Here is a 12,255-nt window from a genome sequence, read left to right on the forward strand (position 1 = left end):
TTGTTGCGCTGCGGTACACGTGCGGCGCCTGCCGGAATGGCAGCGCGGGCACGTGCACGGAATGTACCCCGCGGCGGGGATGGAAGAAAGTCTGTTGCGACGAACGGCGGGCACGGGGTGCGAACGGCACCGGGGCAGGTGCGGACTGCGCATCCGCCGGCCCGCGCGCAGGTGCTGCCGGCGCCTCGCGCCGGATCAGGCGGCCAGGGCCTGGCGGTCCTGTTCGGACAGCGCGCTGCTCACGGCGTCGCGCGACAGGTGCGGCGCGAACATGTTGATGAAGGCGTGCGCATAGCCGCGCAGGTATGCGCCGCGGCGCACCGCCACGCTGGTGGTGTTGGGCGCGAACAGGTGGTCGGCCGAGATCCGCACCAGGCCGGAGTCCTTGCGTTCGTCATAGGCCATCGAGGCGATGATGCCCACGCCCAGGTCGAGTTCGGCATAGGTCTTGATCACGTCGGCATCCAGCGCCGTCAGCACGATCTCGGGCTGCAGCCCGGCCTCGGCAAAGGCGCTGTCGATCTTGCGGCGGCCGGTGAAGCCGGCGTCGTAGGTGATCAGCTGGAAGTTCGCCACGTCTTCGAGCGTCGGTTCCGGCAGGCGCGTGAGCGGATGGTCCGGCGACACCACCAGCACGTGCTGCCAGCTGTAGGCCTCGAACGAGGTCAGCCCGGCCTCGGTCGCCAGGGCCTCGGTGGCGATGCCGATATCGGCCTGCCCGGTCAGCAGCAGCTCGACGATATGCGTGGGCGACGCCTCCTGCAGTGCCAGCGTCACATGCGGGTATTCGCGGCGGAACGCCTGCACCACGCGCGGCAAGGCGTAGCGCGCCTGGGTGTGGGTGGTGGCGACGGTGAGCCGGCCGGTGTGGCGGCCGGCGTATTCGTCGCCGGCCTGGCGCAGGTTCTCGGCCTCGAGCAGCAGGCGCTCGACGATGCGCACGATCTCGCGGCCGGGCTCGGTCAGCCCGGTCAGGCGCTTGCCGTAGCGCTCGAAGATCTCCACCCCCAGCTCCTCCTCCAGCTCGCGGATCTGGCGCGACACGCCGGGCTGCGAGGTATAGAGCGCGTTGGCGACCTCGGTCAGGTTGAACTGGCGGCGCACCGCCTCGCGGATCGAACGAAGTTGCTGGAAGTTCATCGTGCGGCCTCTTGTTGTTGGGTGGGGGCGGTGCCGTTGGAGTGCGTGAAGACGCGCAGCTGGCGCGGGCGCACGGCGAGCAGCTCGCCCTCGCGGAAGCCCGCGTGGCGGAAGCGCTCCAGCGGCAGCGCCACCTCGATCACGTCCTGGTTGTCTTCGCGCTCGAGCTCGAGCTGCGCCACCGGGCCCAGCGTCAGCGCGCGGCGCAGCGTCACGGCGATGCCGTCGGCGCCGGGTGCATAGCGCTCCAGGTCCAGGTCGTGCGGGCGGACATAGGCGACCGCATCGCCGGCGGTCTCGTGGCCGCTGCCGACCACCGGCAGCACCGCCTCGCCGGTATGCAGCAGGCCGCCGCTCTCGCCCACTTCCAGCCGGCCGTGGAACAGGTTCACGTTGCCGAGGAAGCCGAACACGAATGGCGTGGCGGGATGGTTGTAGACCGCCTCGGGCGAGCCGTGCTGCTCGACGCGGCCGCGATTCATCAGCACTACCTGGTCAGCCACTTCCAGCGCTTCTTCCTGGTCGTGCGTGACGAACACGCTGGTCACGTGCAGTTCGTCGTGCAGGCGCCGCAGCCAGCGGCGCAGTTCCTTGCGCACCTTGGCATCGAGCGCGCCGAAGGGCTCGTCGAGCAGCAGCACGCGTGGCTCCACCGCCAGCGCGCGTGCCAGCGCGATGCGCTGGCGCTGGCCGCCCGACAGCTGCGCCGGGTAGCGGTCGGCGAGCCAGTCGAGCTGGACCAGGTCGAGCAGCGCATGCACCTTCTCGCGGATCTGCGCCTCGTTCGGGCGCTCCGCGCGCGGCTTCACGCGCAGGCCGAAGGCGACGTTCTCGAACACGCTCATATGCTTGAACAGCGCGTAATGCTGGAACACGAAACCCACCTGGCGCTGGCGCACGTGCTGGTCCGAGGCATCGCGCCCGGCCAGCACGATCTGGCCGGCGTCGGCGCGCTCCAGCCCCGCGATGATGCGCAGCAGCGTGGTCTTGCCGCAGCCGGAAGGCCCCAGCAGCGCGGTCAGCTCGCCCTCGTCGAAATCGAGCGAGACATGGTCCAGCGCGACGAAATCGCCAAAGCGCTTCTCTACATTCTTGACCTGGATGCTCATGATGCTTGTCCTTGCACTGAAGCCGGCAGGCTTGCCAGCGGCCGCTCCGGCGCGGCCTCTTCGGTTTCCTTGCGGGCGCGGAATTCCACCAGCGTCTTGATGCCCAGCGTAATCAGCGCCAGCAGTGTCAGCAGCGACGCCACCGCGAACGCGGCCGCGAAGTTGTACTCGTTGTAGAGGATCTCCACGTGCAGCGGCATGGTGTTGGTCAGCCCGCGGATATGGCCCGACACCACCGACACCGCGCCGAACTCGCCCATCGCGCGCGCATTGCACAGGATCACGCCGTACAGCAGGCCCCAGCGGATATTGGGCAGCGTGATATGGCGGAAGGTCTGCCAGCCCGACGCGCCCAGCACGATCGCGGCCTCTTCTTCTTCGCTGCCCTGCGCCTGCATCAGCGGGATCAGCTCGCGCGCGACGAAGGGGAAGGTGACGAAGATGGTGGCCAGCACGATGCCCGGCACCGCGAACATGATCTTGATGTCGTGCGCTTCCAGCCATGGACCCAGCCAACCCTGCGCGCCGAACAGCAGCACATAGACCAGGCCGGAGATCACCGGCGACACCGAGAACGGCAGATCGATCAGCGTGATCAGCAGGTTCTTGCCGCGGAAGTCGAACTTGGCGATGGCCCACGCCGCCGCCACGCCAAACACCACGTTCAGCGGCACCGCGATCGCCGCCACCGTCAGCGTGAGCTGAATCGCGGCCAGCGCGTCGGGCTCGACCAGCGCTTCCCAGTAGGTCTGCACGCCCTTGCGCAGGGCTTCATAGAACACCGATGCCAGCGGCACGAACAGGAACAGCGTCAGGAACAGCACCGCCAGCGCGATCAGCGTGTAGCGCGCCCATGGCGCCTCGCCGGTGGCGTCGAAGCGGTGATGTCCCCTGGCGCTGCCGTGCCCGCCGAGGCGTCTCGAGATTGCTCCGGCCATCTCAGAACTCCTTGGCCGTGGCGGGCGCTTCGGGCGCCAGCGCGGCGCGCGCACCGGACTGGTGGCGGCGCGTCCAGGCCTGCAGCAGGTTGATCAGCAGCAGCAGCGCGAAAGAGATCACCAGCATCACCACCGCCACCGCGGTCGCGCCGGCATAGTCGTACTGCTCCAGCTTGGAATAGATCATCAGCGGCGCGATCTCGGACACCATCGGCATGTTGCCCGAGATGAATACCACCGAGCCGTACTCGCCGGTGGCGCGCGCGAACGACAGCGCAAACCCGGTCAGCAGTGCCGGCAGGATCGCCGGCAGGATCACGCGGCGGAAGGTTTGCAGCCGGTTGGCGCCGAGGCTGGCCGCGGCCTCTTCCAGCTCCTGCTCGACGTCTTCCAGCACCGGCTGCACCGTGCGCACCACGAACGGCAGGCCGATAAAGGTCAGCGCCACCACCACGCCCAGCGGCGTGAACGCGACCTTGATGCCGAGCGGCTCCAGGTAGCGGCCGATCCAGCCATTGCCGGCGAACAGCGCGGTCAGCGCGATGCCCGCCACCGCGGTCGGCAGCGCGAACGGCAGGTCGACCAGCGCATCGATCAGGCGCTTGCCGGCAAAGCGGTAGCGCACCAGCACCCACGCCACGATCAGCCCGAACACCGTATTGACGATGGCGGCGATCAGCGACGCGCCGAAGCTCAGCTGCAGCGATGCCACCACGCGCGGCGCCGTAATCGCGGTCCAGAACGCGTCCCACGTCATCGTGAACGTCTTCAGGAACGTGGCCGACAGCGGCACCAGCACGATCAGCGTCAGGTAGAACAGCGTGAAGCCGAGCGACAGGCCGAAGCCTGGCAGCACGGTGAAGCGCTGCGCGGACGGCTGGCGCGGCGCGGGCGCCGAACCGGACCCGGACGCGGACTCGGGCACGCGGGGCGCCGCCGGCGGCGGCGTGTCCGCGAGGGAGATGGATGGAGGCATGTCGTCTCGTCTGTGAGCGGTGCGCTGCCAGGCCTGTTGGCCCGGTCCGGCGCGCCGTTCCTTATGACGCCGGCACCTATTGCGCCGGCCTACGAGACAGATTCTGCAGAGCCGTCTTTATAAAAAGAACGAATCTTTATGAATTTTCTTAGACGGTTTAGATATAAGGGACCGTCGAGGCCACCTCAAGCCCGGCTTCCCAAGCAGTGGTTGAAGCACTTTGAGTGCCGGTGTCGCCTGCCTGTGTGATCCGCTGCACCAGTGTATCGAGCAGCGCGAGGCCTTCCGGCCACTCGCCCAGGCCCGAGTCGGCGTTGATATGGCCGAGATGGCCCACGTCGACCAGTTCACTGCCCCACAGCGTGCCCCACGAGAACGCGGTGCGCTGCGGCATCCACGGATCGTTGCGGCTGGCCGCGAGGATGGTCGGGAACGGCAGCCGGTAGGCGGGCAGCAAGGCCGCCACGCCGAACTTGTCCGGATCGGCCGGCGCCACCAGCAAGGCGCCGGCGATGCCGACCGGGTCCAGCGCCGCCTGGCGCAGGGTCGCCAGGCAGCCGAAGCTGTGCGCCACCAGCACGGCGCCGCGCGCGGCCACGCGCCGGGCCCGCATCACCCCTTCGGAAACGCGCTCGGCCCACAGCGGCAGGCTCGGGCGCGACCAGTCATGCTGCTCCACGCGCTGCCAGTCCGGAAACTGCTGTTCCCAGCGGCTCTGCCAGTGCCCCGGGCCACTGCCGTGCAAGCCGGGCACCGTCAGCACCTGCAGATGGCGGGGAATGTCCAGCCGCGTGGCACGGCCGGGTGCGGTCCTGTCCGATGGCGTCATACCGGCTCCTCGTTCAGTGCAGGCAAGGTCGTGGCGTGGGATGCCGCGCCCGATCGATCCGCGGCGCGCAGCGCGGCAGCATTCACCAGCCCGCCGGCAAAGGCGCCCTGGCCCAGGCCGATGCCGGCCGCCTGCAGGCGCTCGATGCTCTCGGCGTCCTGCAGGCGCCGCCCGATCAGCGTGACGCCGGCGCTGGCCGCGCTGGCGCGCAGGCCGGACAGCTGGCGGTCGGTCCAGGTGCGGCGCATGTCCAGCTTGAGCCAGTCCGGCAGCGCATGCGCCATCAGCGCACCCGCCTCCGCCGGATCCGACGCCTGCAGGCTCACCGCGAAGCCATTGCGCCGGTAGTTGCCCACCACATGCAGCAACAGCCCGAGATCATCGTTGGCACTGGCCGGCACCTGGATCACGAAGCGCTCCAGCGGCAACCCCAGCGACTGCAGCGCGCGCCGGAAGGCCGCGCCGTGGTCGTCGGCCACCGCGGCCAGCAGCCGGTTGTGCACGTTCAGCACGAGCTTATGCTCACCATCCGCGGCAAAGTAGTTGATGGCATGCAACAGGCGCGAGAGCCGGTCCAGCGACACCAGGGTATGATCGTCCGCCGCCATCGCGAACAGCTTCCATGCCGCCAGGCCGACGCCGTCCTCGGCATAGGTATGGATCGCGCCTTCATGCGCCACCACCTGCCGGTCCGCCAGCGTCACCAGCGGCTCGAACGCGCTCGTCAGCGAGCAGTTGAAGAACTGGCCCTGCACCTGCCCGCGCGCATCGCGCCACAGTTGCCGGTCCGCCAGCGGCTGGCGCGGCAGCGATTCGAGATAGCGTTGGAGCGCAGAGGCTGCCTCCGTGGGTTCATGCACGCCTGGCATGGTGATCCTTGGGTTGACCGGCCGCCCGGGCCGGAGGTCTGATTGGTGATGGGGCAAGCGCCACGCCAGCGGCCCCCTGCCTGCTCATGATAGGAGCCTGGCAGGCGCCGGCGTATGAAGATTTAGGACTGTCGATATGCGCCGTCAGGCAGCCCAGCTCACATTCAGCGGCGCAGATGCGGCGGGCGCGGCAGACTGCGCCCCGGCTGCTCCGGCGGCCGGCGACGGCCGCATCACCCGCTGCAGCACCTCGGCTTCCAGTTGCGCAAAGCCCGCGGCGCCGCGTTCGCGCGGACGTGCCAGCGCCACGCGCGTGTCCATGGCGATGCGGCCGTCCTCGATCAGCACGATGCGGTCGGCCAGCGCCACCGCTTCGGAGACATCGTGCGTGACCAGCAGCGCGGTGAAGCCCAGCCGGCGCCACAGCGATTCGATCAGCGCCTGCATTTCGATGCGCGTCAGCGCGTCGAGCGCGCCCAGCGGTTCGTCGAGCAGCAACAGCTGCGGGTGGTGCACCAGCGCGCGCGCCAGCGCCACGCGCTGGCGCTGGCCGCCGGACAGCCGTGCCGGCCACGCCTGCGCGCGGTCGGCCAGCCCAACCTGCGCCAGCACCTGCGCTGCTTCGGCGCGGCGTGCGCGCGGCAGGCCCAGCGCCACGTTGTCCAGCACGCGCTTCCACGGCAGCAGCCGCGCGTCCTGGAACATCACGCGCACGTCCGCCGGCCGCGCGCGGCTCGTCGGGCCCGTGGCAGCGGCCTTGCCGTCGATGGCGATGCTGCCGCCGTCGGCCGCCTCGAGCCCGGCCACCAGCCGCAGCAAGGTGCTCTTGCCGCAGCCGCTGCGCCCGACGATGGCGAGGAACTCGCCCGGCGCGACGTCCAGCGCCACCTCGTGCAGCACCGTGCGGCCGTCGTAGCGCTTGACCACCTGGTTCACGCGCAGCGCCACGCCGCCCGCGGCCTTGGCGGGCACCGCGCGCGCCACGTCCGAGACAGCGGACGCCTCGCGCCGCGTCAGGCCCGCTTCCAGCTCGGCCAGGGCCGCCTGTTCCACCGGATACATCTGCATCTTGCTCTCCTTGCCTTGATTGGTTGCCGGGCCGCTCAGGCTGCGGCGTAGCCCGGGTGCCAGCGCAGCCAGTAGCGCTCCAGCGCGCGCGACAGCCAGTCGGCCAGCTTGCCCAGCAGGGCATAGAGCAGGATGCCGACCAGCACCACGTCGGTTTGCAGGAATTCGCGCGCATTCATGGTCATGTAGCCGATGCCCGCTTGCGCGGAGATGGTTTCCGCGACGATCAGCACCACCCACATCAGCCCCAGCGCAAAGCGCACCCCCACCAGGATGCCCGGCAGCGCGCCGGGCAGGATCACCTCGCGATACAGCTGCCCGCCGGACAGGCCGTAGCTGCGCGCCATCTCCACCAGCCCCGCATCGACCGAGCGGATGCCGTGGTAGGTGTTCAGGTACACCGGGAAAAACACGCCCAGCGAGACCAGGAACAGCTTGGCGCTCTCGTCGATGCCGAACCACAGGATCACCAGCGGGATCAGCGCCAGCGCGGGGATGTTGCGCACCATCTGCAGCGTGCTGTCGAGCAGCGTGGCGGCGCTGCGGAAGGTGCCGGTCAGCAGCCCCAGCAGCAGGCCCAGCCCGCCGCCAATGGCAAACCCCAGCAGCGCGCGCCAGGTGCTGACGCCGACGTGCCGCCACAGCTCGCCCGAGCGCGCCAGCTCCCACGCGGCCTGCACCACCGCCAGCGGGGCCGGCAGCACGCGGCTGGACAGCCAGCCGTGCTGCGACGCCAGCTGCCACGCGACGATCAGCAGCACCGGCACGATCCACGGCGCGGCCGCGCGCCACAATGCCTGCGGCGCCTGGCGCGGCGCTGGCAATAGCGGAGTCGTCATGGTTGCGCCTCCCCTCAGCTTTGCGCGGCGCGCGGCACGATGCCGGTCGCCATGACTTCACCGAACGGGCCGGACAGCACCTTGCCGGGCAGGTCGTCGAACTTCGCGCGCACTGCGCGCGGCAGCAGCGGGAACACCAGTTCGGCGAAACGGTAGGCTTCTTCCAGGTGCGGATAGCCGGACAGCACGAAGGTATCGATGCCCAGCTCGGCGTACTCGCGCAGGCGCTCGGCCACGGTATGCGGGTCGCCCACCAGCGCGGTGCCGGCGCCGCCGCGCACCAGGCCGACACCGGCCCACAGGTTGGGGCTGATCTCCAGCGCCTCGCGCGTGCGGCGCGTGCCGCCCGCATGCAGCGCGGCCATGCGGCGCTGGCCCTCGGAGTCCATGTTGGCGAACACCGCCTGCGCGCGCGCCACGGTGTCGTCGTCGAGCCGGCTGATCAGGTCCTCGGCGGCGGCCCATGCCGCGGCATCGGTCTCGCGCACGATCACGTGCAGACGGATGCCGAACTTGACCGTGCGGCCGTGGCGCGCGGCGTGGCGGCGCACGTCGTCCAGCTTTTGCGCCACCGCCGCGGGCGGCTCGCCCCAGGTCAGGTAGGTATCGACCTGCTCGCCCGCCAGCGCATGCGCCGGCGCCGACGAGCCGCCGAAATACACCGGCGGATGCGGCCGCTGCAGCGGCGGGTACAGCACGGTCGCGCCCTTCACGCTCAGGTGCCTGCCCTCGTAGTCGACCTTGTCGCCGTCATGGCTGGCGGCCAGCACCTGGCGCCAGATGCGCAGGAACTCGGCCGAGGCCTCGTAGCGTTCGGCATGGTCGAGAAACAGGCCGTCGCCCTCCAGCTCGGCGCGATCGCCGCCGGTGACGAGGTTGATCAGCAAGCGGCCGTTGGAGACGCGGTCGAAGGTCGCGGCCATGCGCGCGGCCAGCGTCGGTGCCATCAGGCCGGGGCGTACCGCGACCAGGAATTTCAGGCGCTGCGTCACCGCGGCCAGCGCCGATGCCACCACCCAAGGGTCTTCGCATGAGCGGCCCGTCGGGATCAGCACGCCTTCATAGCCAAGCGTGTCGGCCGCCACGGCGACCTGCCTGAGGTAATCGAAACCGACCGCGCGCGCGCCTTCGGAGGTGCCCAGATAGCGGCTGTCGCCGTGGGTGGGGATGAACCAGAATACTTGCATGTCGTGCTCCTTCTTCTTGGCTGGCGAGTTAGCGCCTGGCCTGCTGCTGCGGCCCGGCCCAGCGCGCATCGGCGACCTTGACCGGCTTGGGAATCAGCTTCAGCGCGTGAAACGCATCGGCAATGCGTTGCTGCTCGGCCAGTACCTCCGCGCTGACCGGGCGCGCGCCATACGAGAAGCGCGACACCGCAAGCGCGAGCACATCGGCCGGCAGCCCGGTTTCACCGGTCAGCACCGAGGTGGCGTCCTTGGGGTGCTGTTGCGCCCAGGTGCCAAGCGTCGCCAGTTCCTCCAGGATCAGGCCGACGATTTCCGGCCGGGCCTGGGCATAGGAGCGCGAGGCCAGGTAGAACTGGTGGTTGCTGACCAAGTTTTTGCCATCCGCGCCGTGGCCATCGACCAGCACGCGCGCGCCCAGCTGCTTCTCGGCGGCGGCCAGGAACGGGTCCCAGATCACCCACGCATCGACCGCGCCGCGCTCGAAGGCGGCGCGCGCATCGGCCGGCGGCAGGTAGACCGGCTGGATCTCGCCGTAGGGAATGCCGGCCTGCTCCAGCTGGCGCACCAGCAGGTAATGCACGTTCGAGCCCTTGTTCAGCGCCACGCGCTTGCCGCGCAGGTCGGCCACCGAGCGCAGCGCCGAGCCCCTGGGCACGACGATGGCCTCGGCCACCGGCGCCGGCGGCTCGTTGCCGACATAGACCAGCTGCGCACCCGCGGCCTGCGCGAAAATCGGCGGCGCCTCGCCGACGGTGCCGAAGTCGATGGCGCCGACATTGAGCCCCTCGAGCAACTGCGGTCCCGCCGGAAACTCGGTCCACCTGACGCTGATGCCTTGCGGCGCCAGGCGCTTCTCAAGCGCGCCGCGCGCCTTCAGCAGCGTCAGCGTGCCGTACTTCTGGTAGCCGATGCGCAGCACCTTGGGGTCGATATGGTTCGATTGTGCTTCGGCGTGGCCGGGCAGAATCCCGTAGGCCAGGCCAGTGGCAAGCACCAGCGCTGCGGTGATGAGTCGGCGGCGCTGACTTGCCGTGCGCAGCGGGTTGGTCGTTGTCATGTGAAGTCCTCCATGGCCCGCGACGATGTGCTGCGGGCCAGATCGATGTCCGGGATGGTTGCGGCAGCACGCCGCCCTGCCGGCCCCGCGTGGCGGGTGGCATCGCGTCGCTGCCGTTGCGCCGGTCTGGCCGGCGCCACTACAGTCAAGCCATCAGTTCAGGCGGAACATCGCTCGGCCACCGCGATCGCGGCGGCGCGGCGGACATGGGCGCCGGGCACCACGTCGAGCGGCACTTCGATGCGGGCATGCGCGAGCGCATCGCGCACGCGCAGCACGCCTTCCTCCAGCCGCGCCGTCAGCGCGGCATCGAAGCGCGCCTGGCGTGCGCCGGCGGCATCGACCGCTTCGATCTGCTGGTCCACGGCAAAGATGCCGGGCAGGATCTGGCGCGAGCCGAGCGCGGCCAGGACCGGCCGCAGCGCATAGTCGATCGCCAGCGCATGCGCCAGGCTGCCGCCGGTGGCGATCGGCAGCACGATCTTGTCGCGCAGCCCGGTCTGCGGCAGCAGGTCCAGGAAGGCCTTCAGCAAGCCGCTGTAGGCGGCCTTGTAGACCGGCGTGGCCAGTACCACCACCTGCGCCTCGGCCATCGCACGCGTGGCGGCATCGATGGCGGGGTCGTCCGTGCGTGCGGCCAGTAGCGGGCCGGCGGGCAGGTCGCGCAGGTCGAGGTGGCGGGTGCGTTCGCCGGCGGCCTCGAGCGCCGTGCGCAGGTGCGCCAGCACGAGACCTGAGCGGGACTGGGCCGACGGGCTGCCGGAGAGCGTCAGGATGGACATCGGGCTTCCTTGTTCGGATGGACCGGTCGACGCCGCGGCCGCCCCACGCGGCCCCGGCGCGCCGGTCCAGGGGTCTTATTTCTTGCCGGGCTGGTAGATCTGGTCGAACGAGCCGCCGTCGGCGAAGTGGGTCTTCTGCGCCTTCTGCCAGCCGCCGAACACCTCGTCGATGGTGAACAGCTTCACCTTCGGGAAATTGGCGGCGTACTTGGCCGCGACCTTCTGCGAGATCGGGCGGTAGTAGTTCTTCGCCGCGATCTCCTGCCCTTCCTCGGTGTACAGGAACTGCAGGTAGGCCTCGGCCGCCTTGCGCGTGCCCTTCTTGTCGACCACCTTGTCGACCACCGCCACCGGCGGCTCGGCCAGGATCGACACCGACGGCGCGACGATGTCGAACTTGTCCGGGCCCAGCTCCTTGATTGCCAGGATCGCTTCGTTCTCCCACGCGATCAGCACATCGCCCAGCCCACGCTCGACAAAGGTCGTGGTCGCACCGCGCGCGCCCGAATCCAGCACTGGCACATGCTTGAGCAGTTCGCCGACGAAGTCGCGCGCCTTGGCGTCGTTGCCGCCCGGCTGGCGCAGCGCATAGCCCCACGCCGCCAGGTAGTTCCAGCGCGCGCCGCCCGAGGTCTTGGGGTTGGGGGTGATCACCTGCACCCCCGGCTTGACCAGGTCGCCCCAGTCCTTGATGCCCTTGGGATTGCCCTTGCGCACCAGGAACACGATGGTCGAGGTGTATGGCGAGGCGTTGTGCGGCAGGCGCTTCTGCCAGTCCGGCCTGATCAGGCCCTTCTCGGCGATGGCGTCGATGTCATAGCCCAGCGCCAGCGTGACCACGTCGGCGTCGAGCCCGTCGATCACCGAGCGCGCCTGCTTGCCCGAGCCGCCGTGCGACTGGCGCACATTCACGGCGTCGCCGCCCTGGGCCTTCCAGGCCTTGGCGAAGGCGGCGTTGACGTCGACATACAGCTCGCGCGTCGGATCGTAGGAAACGTTCAGCAGGTTGGCGGCGCTCGCGCTCTGCGCCGCGCTGATTGCTGCCAGCGCAGCCAGGCCGATGGCCAGTTTGCGGATCATCTTGTGTTGCTCCCGTCAGTGTCGTGAATGCGCCGTGCGCCTGTTTGCGTGGCCCGCCTGGCGGGGCGGGCTGGTGTCAGGAGCAAGACTACCGACGGGGCAATCCGAACGGAACGAAGGGTTTCGCCGATCCTTCGCCGTTTTCTGCATAAGATCCGGCGGAAATATGGGCATACCCGCGATGGGGTGCCAGCGGAACGCCGACCGTGCGCTTAAGTGGCGCAAACAGCACGCCCAAAAGAAAACGCCCGCACCGGCAAACCGGTGCGGGCGAAGTTTCCATTCTGGAAACGGGTAGACAAGTCATGAAGAGCGCCCCCGCATCTCCATGACAGGGCAGATCTTATCGGCCCGGCCGCGGCCGCGGCTTGACCCATATCA

At 69.6% G+C, this 12,255-nt stretch carries 12 protein-coding genes; all 12 read right to left on the bottom strand.

Annotated elements, in window-relative coordinates; genetic code table 11:
* Window positions 1-195: 195 nt before the first annotated feature.
* Complete coding sequence (locus MKD38_RS11805; protein ID WP_252677015.1) at window positions 196-1,140, bottom strand: CysB family HTH-type transcriptional regulator; 945 nt, start codon at window positions 1,138-1,140, stop codon at window positions 196-198.
* Window positions 1,137-2,249, bottom strand: coding sequence for a sulfate/molybdate ABC transporter ATP-binding protein (locus MKD38_RS11810; protein WP_252677017.1), 1,113 nt, complete (start codon window positions 2,247-2,249; stop codon window positions 1,137-1,139). The genes MKD38_RS11805 and MKD38_RS11810 overlap by 4 nt, the downstream gene beginning before the upstream one ends.
* Window positions 2,246-3,187 carry a sulfate ABC transporter permease subunit CysW gene (gene cysW, locus MKD38_RS11815; protein ID WP_252677019.1) on the bottom strand — a complete coding sequence of 314 codons (942 nt, stop codon included), beginning with the start codon at window positions 3,185-3,187 and terminating at the stop codon, window positions 2,246-2,248. The genes MKD38_RS11810 and cysW overlap by 4 nt, the downstream gene beginning before the upstream one ends.
* A gap of 1 nt (window position 3,188) precedes the next feature.
* A complete protein-coding gene (gene cysT / locus MKD38_RS11820) occupies window positions 3,189-4,163 on the bottom strand; it encodes a sulfate ABC transporter permease subunit CysT (protein ID WP_252677021.1) in 975 nt (324 codons plus the stop codon).
* Window positions 4,164-4,320: 157 nt separating this feature from the next.
* Window positions 4,321-4,992, bottom strand: coding sequence for an RBBP9/YdeN family alpha/beta hydrolase (locus MKD38_RS11825; protein WP_252677023.1), 672 nt, complete (start codon window positions 4,990-4,992; stop codon window positions 4,321-4,323).
* Window positions 4,989-5,861, bottom strand: a complete 873-nt coding sequence (locus MKD38_RS11830) for an EAL domain-containing protein (protein ID WP_252677025.1) — start codon at window positions 5,859-5,861, stop codon at window positions 4,989-4,991. The genes MKD38_RS11825 and MKD38_RS11830 overlap by 4 nt, the downstream gene beginning before the upstream one ends.
* A 144-nt stretch (window positions 5,862-6,005) precedes the next feature.
* Window positions 6,006-6,929: an ATP-binding cassette domain-containing protein gene (locus tag MKD38_RS11835; RefSeq protein ID WP_252677027.1), complete on the bottom strand. Its 924-nt coding sequence runs from the start codon at window positions 6,927-6,929 to the stop codon at window positions 6,006-6,008.
* A 35-nt stretch (window positions 6,930-6,964) separates the two neighbouring features.
* Window positions 6,965-7,768, bottom strand: a complete 804-nt coding sequence (gene ssuC / locus MKD38_RS11840; RefSeq protein ID WP_252677029.1) for an aliphatic sulfonate ABC transporter permease SsuC — start codon at window positions 7,766-7,768, stop codon at window positions 6,965-6,967.
* 14 nt (window positions 7,769-7,782) lie between these two features.
* Complete coding sequence (ssuD, locus tag MKD38_RS11845) at window positions 7,783-8,955, bottom strand: FMNH2-dependent alkanesulfonate monooxygenase (protein WP_252677031.1); 1,173 nt, start codon at window positions 8,953-8,955, stop codon at window positions 7,783-7,785.
* 28 nt (window positions 8,956-8,983) lie between these two features.
* The gene (locus MKD38_RS11850; protein WP_252677033.1) at window positions 8,984-10,012 is read right to left on the bottom strand and encodes a sulfonate ABC transporter substrate-binding protein; all 1,029 of its coding nucleotides are present in this window, start codon (window positions 10,010-10,012) and stop codon (window positions 8,984-8,986) included.
* Window positions 10,013-10,170: 158 nt separating this feature from the next.
* Window positions 10,171-10,794: an NADPH-dependent FMN reductase gene (gene ssuE, locus MKD38_RS11855; protein ID WP_252677034.1), complete on the bottom strand. Its 624-nt coding sequence runs from the start codon at window positions 10,792-10,794 to the stop codon at window positions 10,171-10,173.
* Window positions 10,795-10,869: 75 nt separating this feature from the next.
* On the bottom strand, window positions 10,870-11,874 hold the full coding sequence (locus tag MKD38_RS11860; protein WP_252677035.1) for a sulfate ABC transporter substrate-binding protein: 1,005 nt from the start codon (window positions 11,872-11,874) through the stop codon (window positions 10,870-10,872).
* Between the last annotated feature and the right edge of the window lie 381 nt (window positions 11,875-12,255).

The sequence above is a fragment of the Cupriavidus sp. WGlv3 genome, from assembly GCF_023952475.1.
GTDB classification, from domain to species: domain Bacteria; phylum Pseudomonadota; class Gammaproteobacteria; order Burkholderiales; family Burkholderiaceae; genus Cupriavidus; species Cupriavidus phytorum.

Coding starts and splice junctions, on each gene's coding strand:
- MKD38_RS11805 (WP_252677015.1), bottom strand. CDS start 1,140: ATGAACTTCCAGCAACTTCGTTCGATCCGCGAGGCGGTGCGCCGCCAG.
- MKD38_RS11810 (WP_252677017.1), bottom strand. CDS start 2,249: ATGAGCATCCAGGTCAAGAATGTAGAGAAGCGCTTTGGCGATTTCGTC.
- cysW (WP_252677019.1), bottom strand. CDS start 3,187: ATGGCCGGAGCAATCTCGAGACGCCTCGGCGGGCACGGCAGCGCCAGG.
- cysT (WP_252677021.1), bottom strand. CDS start 4,163: ATGCCTCCATCCATCTCCCTCGCGGACACGCCGCCGCCGGCGGCGCCC.
- MKD38_RS11825 (WP_252677023.1), bottom strand. CDS start 4,992: ATGACGCCATCGGACAGGACCGCACCCGGCCGTGCCACGCGGCTGGAC.
- MKD38_RS11830 (WP_252677025.1), bottom strand. CDS start 5,861: ATGCCAGGCGTGCATGAACCCACGGAGGCAGCCTCTGCGCTCCAACGC.
- MKD38_RS11835 (WP_252677027.1), bottom strand. CDS start 6,929: ATGCAGATGTATCCGGTGGAACAGGCGGCCCTGGCCGAGCTGGAAGCG.
- ssuC (WP_252677029.1), bottom strand. CDS start 7,768: ATGACGACTCCGCTATTGCCAGCGCCGCGCCAGGCGCCGCAGGCATTG.
- ssuD (WP_252677031.1), bottom strand. CDS start 8,955: ATGCAAGTATTCTGGTTCATCCCCACCCACGGCGACAGCCGCTATCTG.
- MKD38_RS11850 (WP_252677033.1), bottom strand. CDS start 10,012: ATGACAACGACCAACCCGCTGCGCACGGCAAGTCAGCGCCGCCGACTC.
- ssuE (WP_252677034.1), bottom strand. CDS start 10,794: ATGTCCATCCTGACGCTCTCCGGCAGCCCGTCGGCCCAGTCCCGCTCA.
- MKD38_RS11860 (WP_252677035.1), bottom strand. CDS start 11,874: ATGATCCGCAAACTGGCCATCGGCCTGGCTGCGCTGGCAGCAATCAGC.